This is a genomic window from Methylacidimicrobium sp. AP8 (assembly GCF_903064525.1).
Taxonomy (GTDB): domain Bacteria; phylum Verrucomicrobiota; class Verrucomicrobiia; order Methylacidiphilales; family Methylacidiphilaceae; genus Methylacidimicrobium.
In genome coordinates, this window is sequence record NZ_LR797830.1 from 867,158 (window position 1) to 882,061 (window position 14,904).

Annotated in this window: 16 protein-coding genes; 8 read left to right on the plus strand and 8 right to left on the minus strand. The window is 64.0% G+C overall.

The window, feature by feature from the left end:
• Positions 1-7: 7 nt before the first annotated feature.
• From MTHMO_RS03895 to MTHMO_RS03910, 4 genes are all read right to left on the minus strand, one after another.
• The gene (locus MTHMO_RS03895) at positions 8-1,474 is read right to left on the minus strand and encodes an efflux transporter outer membrane subunit (protein WP_202213614.1); all 1,467 of its coding nucleotides are present in this window, start codon (positions 1,472-1,474) and stop codon (positions 8-10) included.
• Positions 1,471-3,027: an MFS transporter gene (locus MTHMO_RS03900; RefSeq protein WP_202213615.1), complete on the minus strand. Its 1,557-nt coding sequence runs from the start codon at positions 3,025-3,027 to the stop codon at positions 1,471-1,473. The genes MTHMO_RS03895 and MTHMO_RS03900 overlap by 4 nt, the downstream gene beginning before the upstream one ends.
• A 132-nt stretch (positions 3,028-3,159) precedes the next feature.
• Positions 3,160-5,016: a sigma 54-interacting transcriptional regulator gene (locus MTHMO_RS03905; RefSeq protein ID WP_202213616.1), complete on the minus strand. Its 1,857-nt coding sequence runs from the start codon at positions 5,014-5,016 to the stop codon at positions 3,160-3,162.
• 15 nt (positions 5,017-5,031) lie between these two features.
• Positions 5,032-5,376, minus strand: a complete 345-nt coding sequence (locus MTHMO_RS03910) for a hypothetical protein (protein WP_202213617.1) — start codon at positions 5,374-5,376, stop codon at positions 5,032-5,034.
• 322 nt (positions 5,377-5,698) lie between these two features.
• Between MTHMO_RS03910 and MTHMO_RS03915 the strand changes: the two genes are divergently transcribed.
• The 4 genes from MTHMO_RS03915 to MTHMO_RS03930 all read left to right on the plus strand — a co-directional run bounded on the left by MTHMO_RS03915 (position 5,699) and on the right by MTHMO_RS03930 (position 8,552).
• Complete coding sequence (locus MTHMO_RS03915) at positions 5,699-6,655, plus strand: NnrS family protein (protein WP_202213618.1); 957 nt, start codon at positions 5,699-5,701, stop codon at positions 6,653-6,655.
• Positions 6,586-6,960, plus strand: coding sequence for an NnrS family protein (locus tag MTHMO_RS11095; protein WP_202213619.1), 375 nt, complete (start codon positions 6,586-6,588; stop codon positions 6,958-6,960). Before MTHMO_RS03915 ends, MTHMO_RS11095 begins: the two co-directional genes overlap by 70 nt.
• A 73-nt stretch (positions 6,961-7,033) precedes the next feature.
• Complete coding sequence (locus tag MTHMO_RS03925) at positions 7,034-8,065, plus strand: multicopper oxidase domain-containing protein (protein ID WP_237394748.1); 1,032 nt, start codon at positions 7,034-7,036, stop codon at positions 8,063-8,065.
• Positions 8,046-8,552: a hypothetical protein gene (locus MTHMO_RS03930; protein WP_202213621.1), complete on the plus strand. Its 507-nt coding sequence runs from the start codon at positions 8,046-8,048 to the stop codon at positions 8,550-8,552. The genes MTHMO_RS03925 and MTHMO_RS03930 overlap by 20 nt, the downstream gene beginning before the upstream one ends.
• Positions 8,553-8,569: 17 nt before the next feature.
• On the opposite strand, the gene MTHMO_RS03935 is transcribed toward MTHMO_RS03930, so the two are convergent.
• A complete protein-coding gene (locus tag MTHMO_RS03935) occupies positions 8,570-9,130 on the minus strand; it encodes a DUF3455 domain-containing protein (protein ID WP_202213622.1) in 561 nt (186 codons plus the stop codon).
• Positions 9,131-9,404: 274 nt separating this feature from the next.
• On the opposite strand from MTHMO_RS03935, the gene MTHMO_RS03940 reads away from it, so the two are divergent.
• Positions 9,405-9,797 carry a hypothetical protein gene (locus MTHMO_RS03940; RefSeq protein WP_237394749.1) on the plus strand — a complete coding sequence of 131 codons (393 nt, stop codon included), beginning with the start codon at positions 9,405-9,407 and terminating at the stop codon, positions 9,795-9,797.
• Between the two features lie 77 nt (positions 9,798-9,874).
• Here the strand turns inward: MTHMO_RS03940 and MTHMO_RS03945 are convergent, their stop codons facing one another.
• From MTHMO_RS03945 to MTHMO_RS03955, 3 genes are all read right to left on the minus strand, one after another.
• Positions 9,875-10,441, minus strand: a complete 567-nt coding sequence (locus MTHMO_RS03945; protein ID WP_202213624.1) for a hypothetical protein — start codon at positions 10,439-10,441, stop codon at positions 9,875-9,877.
• A gap of 110 nt (positions 10,442-10,551) precedes the next feature.
• A complete protein-coding gene (locus tag MTHMO_RS03950) occupies positions 10,552-10,728 on the minus strand; it encodes a hypothetical protein (protein WP_202213625.1) in 177 nt (58 codons plus the stop codon).
• A gap of 60 nt (positions 10,729-10,788) precedes the next feature.
• Positions 10,789-11,421 (minus strand): class I SAM-dependent methyltransferase, encoded by a 633-nt coding sequence (locus MTHMO_RS03955; protein WP_202213626.1) that lies wholly within the window; start codon positions 11,419-11,421, stop codon positions 10,789-10,791.
• 477 nt (positions 11,422-11,898) lie between these two features.
• Here MTHMO_RS03955 and amoC point away from each other — a divergent pair, with 477 nt between their 5' ends.
• From amoC to amoB, 3 genes are all read left to right on the plus strand, one after another.
• On the plus strand, positions 11,899-12,741 hold the full coding sequence (gene amoC / locus MTHMO_RS03960) for a bacterial ammonia monooxygenase, subunit AmoC (RefSeq protein ID WP_202213627.1): 843 nt from the start codon (positions 11,899-11,901) through the stop codon (positions 12,739-12,741).
• A 100-nt stretch (positions 12,742-12,841) separates the two neighbouring features.
• Positions 12,842-13,606, plus strand: coding sequence for a bacterial ammonia monooxygenase, subunit AmoA (gene amoA, locus MTHMO_RS03965; protein ID WP_202213628.1), 765 nt, complete (start codon positions 12,842-12,844; stop codon positions 13,604-13,606).
• Positions 13,607-13,630: 24 nt separating this feature from the next.
• Positions 13,631-14,881, plus strand: a complete 1,251-nt coding sequence (amoB, locus tag MTHMO_RS03970; RefSeq protein ID WP_202213629.1) for a bacterial ammonia monooxygenase, subunit AmoB — start codon at positions 13,631-13,633, stop codon at positions 14,879-14,881.
• Positions 14,882-14,904: the final 23 nt, after the last annotated feature.

Here is a 14,904-nt window from a genome sequence, read left to right on the forward strand (position 1 = left end):
CTGCTGGCTACTGGGTGGTCTGTGTCTGGTAGCCTCCGCCAAGGACCTCGTGAAGGGCTACGACCGACTCGAGGTGGGATGCGGTTAAGGAGGAAAGCCGGAGCTCCTGCTCCTGGGCCGCCAAGGAAGCCTCGATCAGATCCATCCGGGTGACGAGTCCCGCCTGGTAGCGGGAGTCGGTGAGTCGGGTGAACCGGTGGGCGGCAGAAAGAGCCGTATCCTGCGTCGTGAGGTTTTCCACGCTCTCCTTCCATTGCGCCAGCGCATCGGCCACGGACCGGGCGGCGTCGAGCACCGCGGCGTTGTACCGCTCGACGGCGATATTGTACTCCTCTTGCTCGGCGACCAGCCGGGCGGTGAGCTGCCCCCGCTCGAAGAGCGGTAGGGTGATCGCCGGTCCGACCATATACATAAACGCCTGCGCGGGAGCAAGGAGGACGGTGGCCATGTTCAGGCTCTGGAAGCCGGCGAAGCCCACCAGGTTCACGTTCGGGTAGAAAGCGGTCTTGGCCACCTTGACCCGCTGGGCGGCCAACTCGACGCGCCAAAGCGCGACGGCGACATCCGGGCGGCGGCTTAAGAGCTCGAGCGGAACCGTCGACGGCAGCGGAAAGCGCCTCGGGAAGGAGGCGGGCGCGATCCGGATGGTCCTCCCCCAGTCGGGCCCTTTGCCGGCCAGGGTGGCGATCTCATCCCGCAAGACCGTTTCTTCCCGCTCGAGGATCCGCTCCCGCTGCCGAGCTGCCGCAAGCCGCTGCTCCAAGCTATAGACCGGCAGCAGGGTGTCGATGCCGGCCTTGCGATGGCGGGAGCGGGCCAGGGCGAGGTCCTCCCGGAGCTGAGCGACCATCTTTTGGACGATCTCCTTCTCTTCCACACGGGAAAGAAGCTCGATGTAACGGCGTGCGATCGTAGTCGACAGGGAGAGCTGGGCGACGGCGAACTCGGCCATGGCGGCGCGCGCCTCGCCTACGGCCGCGCGGATGCGCGCGCGGTCCTCGCCCCACAAGTCGACGTGATAGGTGAAAAAGGCGGGGCTGTAGTCGGCGAACGCGAAGGAGCGGCCTCCGAAGGGCCCGAAGAAGCTCGAGCCGGGGATCTGCCAGATGCCGAGGGTGTCGTTCAAGAGCCAAGGCCGCCCTTCGAGCCCGGGAAGCAGCCGTCCCCGCTCGTGAGCGGCGATAGCCCAGGAAGAGCGGATTCTGTCGGCGGCCGCCCGCAGTCCCGGATTTCCGGAAAGCGCTTCGTCCAGGATCCGGTCAAGCTCGGAGGAGTGTAAGTCTTTCCACCAGAGAGGGCGGGTCCATTCCGGAGAGGGGCGGACGGGCCCCGCGGCAGCCAACGTCTTCTCCATCGGCGGAAGCGGCATCTTTTGCGCCACCGGGGTGCCCTTAGGGAGGAAGGCGCACCCCGTCAGGGCCATGGCTCCGGAGAGAAGCGGTGCGGCACGGAAAGAAAAGAGGAATCGAATCATGGGTTTCCGCTTTCCTGAAGCCAGCGGCGGGCCAGGCGCACGACGGGGACCAGCGCCAGCATGGCGGCCATCACCAGAAAGCCCCAGGCTGCGAAGCGGAAGGCATCCTCGAGGCTAAGAATGTTGGCGTGGAGGAGCAGGCGGTGGTTGAGCAGCCATCCCAAGCCTTGCTCTTCCCCGAGTCCCGATTGGTGCAGGCGGTCGAGAACCTCGTCGGTCATGGGTCCGAATGGGGGGAAGGTCTCGGTGAGGCGCTTCTGGTCAAAGGCGGTTCTCCGGTAGAGGATCGACACGAACCCGTCGATGCCCAATCCGCTGGCCAGAGCCCGGAAGGAGGCGCTGAGCTCAAGGGCGTAAGCCTGCTTGCGCGGAGAGAGTCCGGCCACCATCAATCCGCCCAGCGGGCGCAAAAGCGTGCCCAGGCAGAGTCCCTCGAGGACTTGGGTGCCGAGGATCGGGAAGAACCAAGAGCGACGCTCGAAATAGTCGTAGTAGCTGAAGAGCCAGCAATAGAGGGAGAAGAGGAGGAGGTTTCCGCAGGCGAAGAGGCGGAGGTGGTGCGCCTTGGGCGGCAGCTGGCTGAAGAGTCCGGCAGCGGGTAGAGAAAGGAAGAGAAGGGGAACAAAGATTTGGGCGGCGAGGAACGAGGTGAAGCCGCCGAAGCTCGGGAGCTGGACGCGGACGAGCAGAGTCGTCCAGAGGCCGAAGAAAAAGAAGAAGGCGACGGTCATCGTCAGGATGCCGACGCTGAAGCCTGGCCGCAGGAAGAGGCGCAGGTCGATCAGGGGATAGCGTTCGCCGAGCTCCCAGACGACGAAGTAGGCGATGGCGATCAGCCCGCCTAGCAGGAGCCCGACGACCAAGGGAGAGTTGTACCAATCGTAATCGTCGCCCATGTTGAGGGCGGACTGGATCGAGAGGATTCCCGATCCCAGAAGGAGAGCCCCGATCCGATCCCAGGGCCGGCTGGGACGGACGTCCGGCCGTCCGGCCAGAAGCACGCAAATCTCGCCGGCCAGGAGCAGGAGCGGAGCATTCACCAAGAACCAGCTCCGCCAACCCCACCGTTCCTCCATCAAGGCTCCAGCGACCGGGCTCAGCGAGTACGGAGCGAGCCCGGCCATGCTCCAGAAAGCGGCCACGACGGGCCTCCGCTCCTCCGGATGTTGCTCGAGCAGGATCGTCTGGGCGAGCGGGACTGCGACGCCCGACCCAAAACCTTGCAGGATCCTTCCCCCCAGAAACGGGAGGAAGGTGGGGGCGGCGGCGCAGAGGAGGCTCCCGGCGGCGGCCGTCCATATCGACCCGCGAAAAACCTCCAGATAGCCGAAGCGCGCGGAAAGGGCCGGGCCGAGGACGAGGCCGAACGCTTGGGCCGCGAAAAAGTCCCCCATCGTCCACGGCCCGTGGCTGGGGCTTACTCCGAAGGCCCCCATCGCATGCGGATTGATGGCGTTGTAGGAACCGGCGTTGAAAAGCGCCAGAAAATAGGCCGCGATCGATGCGCCCGAGAGCAGTAGGGATTGACGCGGGGAAAGCGGCTCTCCGTTCATGGGTCTGGCACTCCTTGCAGCGGCGAGGCAGCGAGCTACAAGCAGATGAAATGCCAACCCACGCGCTCTCTGGGGCGGCGAAGGATAGGCTGTCCAAAGTTCTCAAATTTCGTGAATGTCACCAAAAATAGATTATTTGGATCCTGGAGAGGAGGGGAGGAGGCCGAGCTTTCTCATCCGGTATCGGAGGGTATTCGGGTGAAGGCCCAGACGGGTAGCCGCCCCCAGCGGGCCGGAGATACGCCAGCGGCTCTGCTCGAGAGCTTCGCGGATCTGCTGCTGCTCGATTTTCTGGAGGCGGCGAGCGAGGGGAGCAGGCGAAGCGGCAGGCGGGGCGAAGGAAGAGGGATTCTCGAGGGGATCGATCTCCACCAAAGGACCGGTGGAGAGGATCACGGCCCGCTCGATAATGTTCTGCAGCTCCCGAACGTTCCCGGGCCAGGAATAGGCCGCGAGTCGTTCCAGCGCGCCGGCGCCCAAGGCGACGGCGGGCTTCCCCAGCTTAGCCGAGAAGCGCCGGAGGAAAGCGTGGGCCAGAAGGGGAATATCTCGGGGTCGCTCCCGCAGGGGAGGGATTTCGATCGGGAAGACGTGGATCCGGTAGAAGAGGTCGGAGCGGAAGCGCCCCTTCCGGACGTCCTCTTCAAGGCGGCGGTTGGTCGCGGCGATGAGGCGCACGTCGGTCCGCAGTGTCCGGGTGCCGCCGACCCGCTCGAATTTTCCGTCTTGAAGGACGCGGAGAAGCTTGGCTTGCGTCGAAAGCGGGAGCTCCCCGATCTCATCGAGGAAAAGCGTCCCTTGATCCGCGAGCTCGAATCTTCCCTTGCGCTCCTGTACCGCTCCGGTAAACGCACCTTTCTCATGGCCGAAGAGCTCGCTTTCGACCAGCTCCGAAGGGAGCGCGGCGCAATTGACGCTAACGAGGATCGCCCCGCTGCGCCGGCTTTTGCGGTGAATGGCACGCGCTAAAAGCTCCTTGCCGGTGCCCGTCTCCCCTTGGAGCAGGACCGTGGCGTCGGTCGGAGCGACCTGCTCGATTTGCCGGAGAACCGCGCGCCCGTTGGGGGATTCCGTGAGAAACTCTCCGATCTCCTCTTCCCGGGAGAGCTTCTCCTGCAGATACTCGTTCTCGAGCCGCAGGCGTTGAATCGCTTTCTCGGCGCCGCGGAGCGCGCCCACGTCGCGGACGCTCAAGGTGAAGAGCGGGTGGCCGCCGACGCGGGTTGCCGTCAGGGTGGCTTGAATCGGAAACTCTTCCCTACCTTCCCGGAGGCCGTGGAGCCCCTCCGGGATCCAGATCGGCTCCGGATCGCTCTCGGCACCGCAGAGGGTCAAAAACCGGCAAAAGACCGGGCGGCATCGCGGGGAGAGAAAGAAATCGACAGGCCGCCCGAGCGCATCGGCCCGGCCGATGCCGAAGAGGCGCTCGGCCGCCCTGTTGAAGAGTTGAAGGCGGAGATCCTCCCGAAAGCAGAGGAGCGCATCCATCGAAGAGCCCAGGATGGCGGACAGACGCGCCTCGCTCTCCGCCAGGCGTTCCTCGGAAAGGCGCGGAGCGGTCCGGTCCCTGTGGGTCTGGACGGCCGCCACGACCTTTCCGGACGGATCGGAAAGGAGCACCGCCTGGGTCGCCAGGTAGCGCCGTTCCCCGGAAGGGAACGAGCACCAGTGATCGATGCGGATGTTGTCCGTGGAAAAGCGAGTCGGAATCGCTGCCGGGTAAAGCTCGGAAAGGCGGTCGAGCTCCTGGTCGAGAAGAAGATCGGCCAGCGTAGGTAGGCGCTCGGGAGAAAAGGCTTCCCGATGCCGATCGGTGTGCAGAACCTCCTCGGCGCAGAGGCCGGTCATGCGCGCGCACGCCCGGTTCCAGAAGAGGACCCGGTGGCCGGGATCGAGGATGAAGAGAGCTTCCGGAAGCTGGTCGAGAAGGAGGTCGGTCCAGGGGAAGGGAAGGGTGCTCGAAGAAAAGCTCCGATCGGATCTGCTCATCCCCATCCGCCCGGATCAACCGCGGCCGCCCGCCGTTTCCCGCGCGCCATAACCAAGGTCCATCGCTCTCCCCGGCGACCATACTCCACCGGGGGGCTCCCGCTCCAGCCCGAATCTCCTGGAGCGGCTGTCCGTGCTCGATGCCGTAGCGAAAAGCTCCGGGTGCCGTACCTCCAGGAGAATGCGTCCGGCACCACTCCCGGAAAGAGGCGTGCGTTCCTGCCGGATGGCCTTCGGCCGGCGATGGTGGATGTCCCGCCGGCGGGAAGCTTCACCAGTGCCCCCGGTGCGGAAGGTGAGGCCGACCGAAACGAAGAGGATCGCCAGGAGCGTCAACGCTACGATATGGACGCCGAGCATCGGCAGCAAGGCGAGGGAGAACCCGAAGCAGAGCGTGTGTGGCAGAGCCGGCGGTCAAACCGACCAAAGCGAGCTCGCCCATGTCGATCGGCTCGCATGGCGAGGCATTCCGTTTTTGCTTGTCGACGGCCTTTCTTTCTTTGCGTGCGAGAAGGCTTGGCAAAGCAAGGGCCGGCCACCAATCTTCTCCTAAATACAGCCGGGGCCGGCGCTCGGCCGGCGGGCGAAGGGACGTCGTCGCCGGGCCGGGGAAAGCGGGGCCCCGGACGGGAGGAAGCAAGGGCATAGGCGACGCCGAGCGGACCGCCGCGGCGAAGACAGTATGGAAACGGATGCGACCCCCGAGCTGACCGGACCACTTCCGCCGGCCGCCTACCTCCGCCGCTGTGTCCGGGAGCCCTATCGGCTCCTCTTTCCGCTGGGCACGGTCTTCGGGTTCCTCGGAGTGGCGGTCTGGCCGCTGGCGGCTTTGGGATGGGCGCCCTGCCCGCCGGCGCAAAGCCATCCCCGGCTCATGATCGAAGGATTCGTCGGTTCCTTCCTTATCGGATTCCTTGGAACCTCGGTGCCCCGCCTCCTCGAGATCCAGCCGCTGAGCGGAAACCTGCTCCTGCTTCTCTCCGTCACGCTCTTCACGGGAAGCATCTTCCAGCTCCTCGGCGGACAGTGGGCGGGGGACCTGCTCTTCTGCTTCGCTCTCCTTCTACCCATGACCTTTTTTGCTTTGCGCTTTCGCGAACGGAAGGGCAGCGCGCCTCCGAGCTTGCTCCTGGTGCTCTTGGGCGCGGCAGGAGGGGTGGCCGGAGCCTTCCTGCAGGCGGAGAAGGCGGCCGGAACCCGGATGAGCCCGCTCCTGCAACAGTTCAGCGCGCTGCTGCTTTTTCAAGGGCTGCCTCTCTTTTCGCTTCTTGGCTTAAGCGCCTTCTTCCTGCCGCGGCTCTACGGCGGGGAGGGCGAAAACATCGACCCGGCCGCGTGCCGACGTTCGGGTCGAGGGCTTGGGCCGGCGCTGCTCGCCGCGGGGGCGGGACTGCTGATCCTCGCCAGCTTCTTTCTGGAAGCGGCGGGGCAGCGCCTCGGGGAGGGCTTCTCCGGGTGGGAACGGCCGCGGGGTATCTCGCGCTCAGCTTACCTTCCGCGCCCGAGCTTCTCGGCCGGGGAACCGTCGCTGCCGCCGCCCGGCTGGCCCTTGCGCTTTCCCTGCCGGGCTTGCTCCTCGGCGCCTTTTTCGCCCCGGCGGGCTTTCTCCACCTTTTCTTCCTGGGCGGCGCCGGCTTGATGATCCTGGCCATCGGCGTCCGCGTCGTCTACGGCCTGAGCGGGAGAGGCTTTCTCCTCCGATTCCGCTTCATCCCGTTCGAGTTCGCCATCCTCGGAGTGATGGCGGCGCTGGTCGCCCGGATCGCCGCCGACTATCTTTCTTCCTGGAAGTCCCCGCTGCTTTCCGTCTCTGCCGTTCTCTGGTTGGCATCCCTGGCCCTTTGGATGGTGGTCGTGCTCCCCTTCGTCCTCTGCCCGGATAGGGAAGAGACGGCTGCCGGAGATGGAGGAGCCGCGTCCTCGGCCCGGAGTGAGCAGGAGTAGCGGTGCGGGGCGGGAAGAGGTTTCCCGCAGAAGCATGCTTGGGAAACGGGCAGGCCGCATTATGGTAAGAACCGTGAAGGGAGAAGGGACGCCCCCAAGGTCTTCCTGGCCGGCCGCCGGGATTCTCCGGCTATTCCTGGGCCTCCTCCTTGCCGGGCTGCCGGTCATCTGCAGGGCTGGGGAGAGCGCGGCAGCCGATATCAGCCGCGACCCCTCGGACCTTCCCGGCCCTCTGCCGCGCCGGGGCCCGAAGCTCCTCCGGATCGATCTGTTGGCCCTGGAAACCGAAGGTAGGCTTACCGATGGGTCTACCTTTCGATATTGGACTTTCGGCGGGAAGGTCCCGGGCCCCTTTTTGCGTGTCCGCGTCGGGGACACCCTGGAAGTCCACCTCCGTAACGATCCCGGTTGCCGGATGGTCCATTCGATCGATCTTCACGCGGCGTGGGGCGATTCGGGCGGCGCGATGCTCAGCCAGACCTTGCCGGGCGGGGAGAAGACGTTCACCTTTCGGGCGCTCAATCCGGGGCTCTACCTTTACCACTGCGGGACGCCCGTGGTGGCGCAGCACATCGCCAACGGGATGTACGGCCTCATCCTGGTCGAGCCTCCCGGCGGGCTGCCGAAGGTGGATCGGGAGTTCTACATCATGGAAGGGGAAATCTACACTTCGGGAGGCTTCGGCGCATCCGGCTTCCAGGAACCCGACTTCAGGAAGATCCTGGAGGCGCGGCCGGATTACTTCGTCTTCAACGGCTCGGTCGGCGCTCTGGTCCGGCACCCTTTGCGAGCCAAGGTCGGCCGGCGGATCCGGATCTTCTTCGGCAATGCCGGACCGAGCACTTCCGCCAACCTTCACGCCCTAGGGGCCATCTTCGAAAAGGTCTACGAGGACGGAAGCCTGGCAAGCCCTCCCATGGAGAACAGCTGCTCGATCTTCGCTCCATCGGGAGGAGCGGGATTCGTCGAGTTTGTTCCCAAGGTTCCCGGAAGCTATCCGCTGGTCGACCACTTTTTCTTCAAGCAGGAAAAGGGGCTAGGCGGGAGTCTGGTGGTCGAGGGGCCGGCCGATCCCTCGATTATTCATGAAGGGGCCGTCCGATAGCCTGAGGAAACGCCGCCTGCGGCCGTTTCTTCGACTCGGGATCTGGATCTCCGTCTTTGCCGCCTTCGCCTTCCCTCTCCGGGCGGGGAGCGTACGGTGGGTGGCCGAGGAGAAGCCCATCCCGGGGCCGGTATTCACCTTGGGCCCTCCCGCCTCGTCCTTCGAAAAGCATGAGGGGGTCTCCTTCTACGCCGCCGCGCCTCCCTTTCCTTGGAAGGTTCTCGGGAAGCTCTACTACCGGGGCGCGACCGAGATCTGGGCATCTCCCTTGGGGCGGGGCCGGCTCTGCGCGGCGGCTCACGAGCACCGGTGCGATACCTTGATGCTCGTCAACCGGAACCTTACCTATCTGGGGAGCCCCGGCAATCCGCGCGACATTCCTCTCTCTTCCGGGATGAGCGGATGGCGCCCGATGGAGGAGTTCGGTCCTGCGCACCCGCATTACCGGGTCGACGCCGTCTTCCTCGCCGGCCGGCGGGAACGGTAGGCGTTGGAGGCCGTTCTTCAATGCGGGGCCGGGCTCGATCCGGGCTCCGGCGCCAGGAAGAGATAGATGGCCCGGTAGGGAACCCGGGCGATCTCGCCCGCCCGGGTAGGCGGCGTCGCCGGCGCGGCTCCGCCCAAGGTGTCGATCCGAAGGGCGCGGGTCACGGCGGAGAGCACCCCGGCGGGGCCGGTGCTTTTGACCGGGACCACCAGCCAAGGGACATCCGCCGCAGTGCGGCCCGGCACCTGGGCTAGCGGGGGCCCCGCCCCCTCGATGCGGCTTCCGTCCGCCGCCTCCCAGCAGGGACCGCGAAAATGGCGGCCGATCTTATTCCCCGCGGGATCCTCGAGGGTCGCCTCCGGTTCTTGGAAGACCCAGCGGAGAGCGCCGGGAGACCCTGCGGGCCCCTGCGCCTTGTAAATCTGGACGCCCGTCGCGCGGGCGACCCACACGAGCCGGGCGGAGTGCGGCAGCGGAAGGCTCGGCTGCGGGGGAAGTTGCGCGGCCCGGGAAAGCGGGGCGATAGGGAAAAACAGACCGAGCCCGGCCAAGAGAAGCCGGTACAGGCGCTTGGGCATCGAGACTTCCTTTTTGGCCGAAACCTTTTTTTTCTCCGTTGAGGAAAGCGAAAGAAGCGCCGCGGTGTCAAGCCGTTCGCCGCCGCAACGATCCCTTTCTGATCCTCGACGCGCTCATTTTCGCCGACAGGCAAAGCCGTGCGTTTACAACTTTTTCTTTCTAAGACAAGGAGTTCTGTTACAATTAAATGCAAGTCAAGCCGTTCCTTTCGCAACGGAAGGGAGCGATCACAACAGCTGATGGGAGGCAGAAAACATGAAAAACATGAAAAAAATGACGTTGCTCGTGGCTGCTATCGTGCTGCTGGGATTCGGGGCGGGCGTCCGCCCACTCCATGCGCAAGAGCACCATGAGACCTCGATGGAGCTCCACCATATGCACTTGGTCATCAACCATGCGGTGGAGATGGCGACCGAGGGCTGCAACCTCGCTATGCTGGGAGAGATGAACATGGCCCCCGGTGTCGACGAACAGGCGGTCGAGCATGGGAGAGGGATGATGCGGGAAGGCAAGGCGCTCATAAAGAGCGTGTTGCAAAGCAAGGCGATGACCAAGCTCCACGAAAAGGGAGCAGGGGAAAGCAAGGAGATGGCCTATACCCACAAATTAGCGGAGGCTGCGCTCGCCTACATCGACCGGCTGGAGGAGATGCATTCGGTTCGATAAGGCCGTCGGCCGGAATGGGAAAGAAGGGGCTCGGGCGTCCTGTCCGGCGACGGACGGCGCTCGGGCCTCTGCCGTTCTCACCGCCGCGGCTTTTTCAGGGTAAGCGCCGAAAGGTCCTGCTCGGCCGTCTTCAAGTTCTCCCGGTCGAGGGTGTCCATCTGGTGGCGGCAGTAGAGCATGCAGCGCAGGACGATCACTTGGCGCATCAGGCTCCGGGTCAGGGCCAGCTTCTTTTGCCACGTCTGAAATTCGGGCGCCGTGCCTGCGTTCTCCGCCAGGGCTCCTCCCTGCGTGGGGAAGTGCGCTTCGCCGGGCAGAGTCTCGAAGAGAATGATCGTGGGCGGATGGAAGAGAGGGTGGAAGTGTCGCCCGTCGTCGATCAGGCGAACCTCCCATCGCGCCGCGACCCGGGACTGCTCCGGCTCCGGGACGACCGTCAGCCTTTCGATCTTTTCTCCGGGATAAAGATCCTTTTCGATTAGTGCCCGAATCTGGGCCTCAGGGGAACCGCGACCCGTCGGCGGAAAGGAGGACGGGCCGGCTTGCGAGCAGGAAAGGGTCCCCAAGAGGCAGAAAACCGCAAGGAGGGCGCGTGCTCCATTGAACCGGAGGCGCTCCGCACGAAATTCCAGCGGGCCGGCCATAGGGACTCCTTCGTTTCCACGCCCATCGTCATTGTCGCTCCGCGGCGCAATATAAGCCCGTTTCCGCCTGACGCAATTCCTCCGGCGGAGTTTGCCGCTGCCGCCGGCCGTCAATGCCCGTGAATGTTGACGGTATCGTGGTTGAGGACCGAGTAGAAGAGGTAGAGGAAAAATAAGGAGGCCAGCGCTACAACCCAATAGAAGGCCTTGTTGCCGGACTTGGCCTCCTTCGGCGGTTTGTCGCGCTCCGATTCACCCCGGTTCCCGGAAAATGTGTTGCCGCTCATAATAACACCATTCAACGCGAATGCGCCGGCGGCAACCGATTTTTCGATTCGAAGGCTGCCTTACCGCCGGGCCCGCACGAAGAAGATCGGGACCACCCCCCGTACACCCGCGGAACTTTCCGCCTGGCACGTTTCTCCCAGAGGGCCTGTCTCCACTTCGGCGAAGCCCGCCGCGCGGAAGAGGGAAGCTACCTCGGCGGGGGAGAACCCCGGCCAGCGGTCGTAGTACTCGGTCAGGAAGAAATCGAAATTATGGCGCTCGAAATCGGTAAGGACCGCTCTACCGCCGGGCTTCAGGATCCGACGGAGCTCGCGGATCATCTCTTCGGGGCTCTCGACGTGGTGGAGCACCATGTTGGCGAAGGCGCAATCGAGCGTGCCCGACTCGATCGGCAACGCTTCGGTCTCTCCCGCCAGGCAGCGGAAGCCTGCCCTCCCGCCGAACTTCTTCTCCAGCTGGGCGAGCATGGCCGCGGAGCGGTCGACGGCGATGACCTCCAGGCCGCGTGCCAAAAGAGCTTCGGTGAGAAACCCGGTCCCGGCGCCGATATCCGCCGCGCGTTCCCCAGGGCGGACCGCCGCCAGATCGAGCGCCTTTTCCCGAACCTCGTCTCGAAAGTATCCCTTTCGAAGCGTGTCCCATTCCGCGGCGACCTCTTCGAAGTAGCGCGCAGACGACCTACTTCCGCTCATGAAAGGAAGGATAAGCGCACCGTCCCGCTTCCTTCTAGCCAAAACCGTATCCGCATCAGGGAAGCCCTGTAGCCGGATAGGGGAAACAGGGCAGGAGATGTCCGCGGAAGAGTGGAGGCCGGGGTGGAAACGGCAGGCGACGGCCGAACGGGGAAAAGTCGTAAACAGGCGCTTTCCGAATTCGTCGATACCAGAGGATATTCGCTATCGGCCTAAGGGGGCGGGCCTAGGCTTCTTTCGCGGGAATGCCTCCACAGGAAGAGATGAAAAGTACCTAATCATTGATGAGGGAATGCCTTATATGAAATACAGGAAAATTACTTGCCAACGGGGGCTTTTGTACTACGATCTCCGCTAGAAGGTCGTTAGGGGCAAACCCCGATGATCTTCTGCCTCCTAACCCCGGAGGTTAGGGGCCGTGCCCCGGGTGATGCATCCGGGGCATGGGAAAGAGCAGAAAGGGAGAAAGAAAAAGATATGGCACAAACACAAACGACGACGGCAACGGCTGTCGCGCGCCCGCCGGTCTCCGCCTTTTCGTGGAAAAGCGCGGGGATCGCGATCGGCGCGCTGGTGGTCTTTGACGTCCTGATCAACGTCTACGAGAGGCTCTACGCGTTTTCGAAGGGTCTCGACTACACGTCGCCGGAATACAACACCTACTGGATGGGCATGCTCTTTGCGGAGCTTGTCATGGAAGCGGTCACGGCGGCTGCGCTCTGGGGCTGGCTCTGGATGACGCGGGATCGGGCGCTCGATCGCCTCTCTCCGGCGGAGGAGCTCAAGCGGTATTGGGCCTTGGGACTCTTCGTCCTGACCTATACCTACGCGGCGTACGCCGGCGCGAGCTACTTCACGGAGCAGGACGGGACGTGGCACCAGACGGTGATTCGGGATACCGACTTCACCCCGAGCCACGTGATCGAGTTCTACCAGAGCTATCCCATCTACATCATCTTCGGTGTGGGCTCGCTGGTTTATGCGATGACCCGACTGCCGCAGTTCGCGAAGGCGTTTTCCTTGCCTTATGCGGTGCTGGTGGGCAGCCCGTTGATGATCTTCCCGAACGTCGGGCTCAACGAGTTCGGCCACACCCGGTGGTTCATGGAGGAGCTTTTCGTGGCTCCGCTCCACTGGGGCTTCGTGACGTTCGGATGGGGTGCGCTGGCGATCCTCGGGACCTGGCTGCAGATCTGCCCGCGGGTGATGGCGCTCATCAACCACATCTACTACGGGAAGCCGATCCAGAGCCCGGCCGAGGTGATGCGGGATCCGCAGAGCTCCTGCAATCCTGCCGCTTGCGCGGCCTGCGCGGTGTAGGTCCGGAAACGGGAGAAACGGAAGAAAGAAAAACACGCAAGCAAGGTGAGGGGCGGGATTGGCAACCCGCCCCCACTCTTGCCGAGGGGGAAAGCAACCAATGCAATATTCGCAAGTAGACGCGGAGGCGAAGGCGATCGCGCGCAAGTTCGACTGGGTGGTGATCCTGTCGACCTTTCTGGCGCTGATCGCCGGCTTCCATGTCCACCAGATGCTGGTGGCCGGAGACTGGTCGTTCTGGATCGACTGGAAGGATCGGAACTGGTGGCCGATCGTGGCTCCGATTCTGGAGATCACCTTCCCGGCGGCGGTGCAGGCGGTCTTCTGGACGAAGTTCCGGATGCCGATCGGAGCGACGTTCTGCTGCCTGGGCCTGCTCTTTGGACAGTGGATGAACCGGTACATCAACTTCAACGGTTGGACCCACTATCCGCTCAACTTCGTCTTTCCGGAGACGTTCATTCCGCAGGCGGTCGTGCTCGACGTGGTGCTGATGCTGACCGGCAACTGGATTGTGACGGCCCTGGTGGGCGGCGAGCTCTGGGGCTGGCTCTTCTATCCGACCAACTGGGTGATGATCGCACCCTATCACCTGCCGGTTGAGTATCAGGGCGCGCTGATGAGCATCGCGGATGTGATCAACTACATGTACGTCCGCACCTCGACGCCGGAGTATCTCCGGATCGTGGAGACGGGAACGTTGCGGAGCTTCGCGGGAGGGGTGACCGGTGTGGCCGCCTTCTTCTCGGGGTTCGTCTCGGTCTGCATGTACGTGCCGTGGTGGCTGATGGGCGCTCATTTCTTCGGCAGCACGAAGTTCTTCAAGACCTATGAGGCGGCTGCGGTGGAGGTGAAGCGCGCCTAAGCCTAAAGAGGAGGAAGGAAGACGATGAGAAAAGGCGTAATGCGGGTGATCGGAAGAGCGGGGGCGCTGGTCCTGCTGGGGATGCTCCTGGCGGGACCGGCGACGAGCCGGCTCTGGGCCTTGGGCGAGAAATCGCAGGAGGCCTTCCTTCGGATGCGGACGGTGATCTTCTACGACACCAAGTTTTCCGGAAGGAAGTTCAAGGTCGGGGACGAGATGACGGTGACGGGGAAGTTCCAGATTTTGCCGATCTGGCCGAAGGAGATCGCCTTTACGGGGATCTCGTGGCTGAACTTCTTCGTTCCGGGGCCGCAGTTCCTGCGGGTCGGCTCATGGATCAACAACCGGTTCATGTCCTGCTCGCAGCTGCTGGAGCTGGGCGGTACCTACGAGTACAAGACGATCACCAGGGCGCGGTACCCAGGCCACTGGCCGGTCGGGGTGATGCTGAGCATGAAGGATGCGGGGCCCTTGATCGGGCCGTCGATCTACGTCGACGTGGAAGGAAGCCATGCGGGCTTCACCAACCCGATCAAGACGCTCGTGGGCACCACGGTCGACCTGGAAACCTACGGGGTGGCCCGGATGCTCATGTGGACCCTGGTGACCACCTTGATCGGGGTGGCTTGGCTCGGGTTCTGGCTGGGGAGGCCTTTTGTCTCTCGGCTGGGCATCGTGGCGGCCGGAAGGGCCAAGGAGCTGATCAGCGGTGCGGACAAGACCGTGGCGGTGATCTTTGCCCTTGGGACCATCGGCCTGATCGCGATCGCCAACGCGATGACTGCGGCGCAGTTCCCGCACACGATTCCGATCCAGGAGACGATCATCAAGAACGAGCCGCTTCCGCCCGAGCCGACCCACGTGGAGGCGAAGGTGCTGGACGCGACCTACGATGTGCCGAGCCGCACGCTCTCCTTCCGGCTCGAGGTGCATAACACGGGGGATCGTCCCTTGGTGCTCAAGGAGTTCACCACGGCCAACGTCCGCTTCTTCAACGAGCAGGTTCCGGGGAACGTCTGGAATCCTGACTTTCCGGAAGTGTACGGGGGCCCGATGAAGATCACTCCTTCGGAGCCGGTGGCGCCCGGGGAGACCAAGGTGCTCGAAGTGGTGCTGGCGAGCGCGGAGTGGGAGAACCAGCGGCTGACGATGTACCACGAGACGACGAACCGTTTCGGGGGCCTGCTCTTCTTCAGCGACCCAAGCGGAGCGCGGAGCATCATCGCCGTCGCCGATCAGCTCGTCATTCCGCGTTTCGGCGCGACGCAGATGTAAGCAGCGGTTCCTGCAAAAGAGCC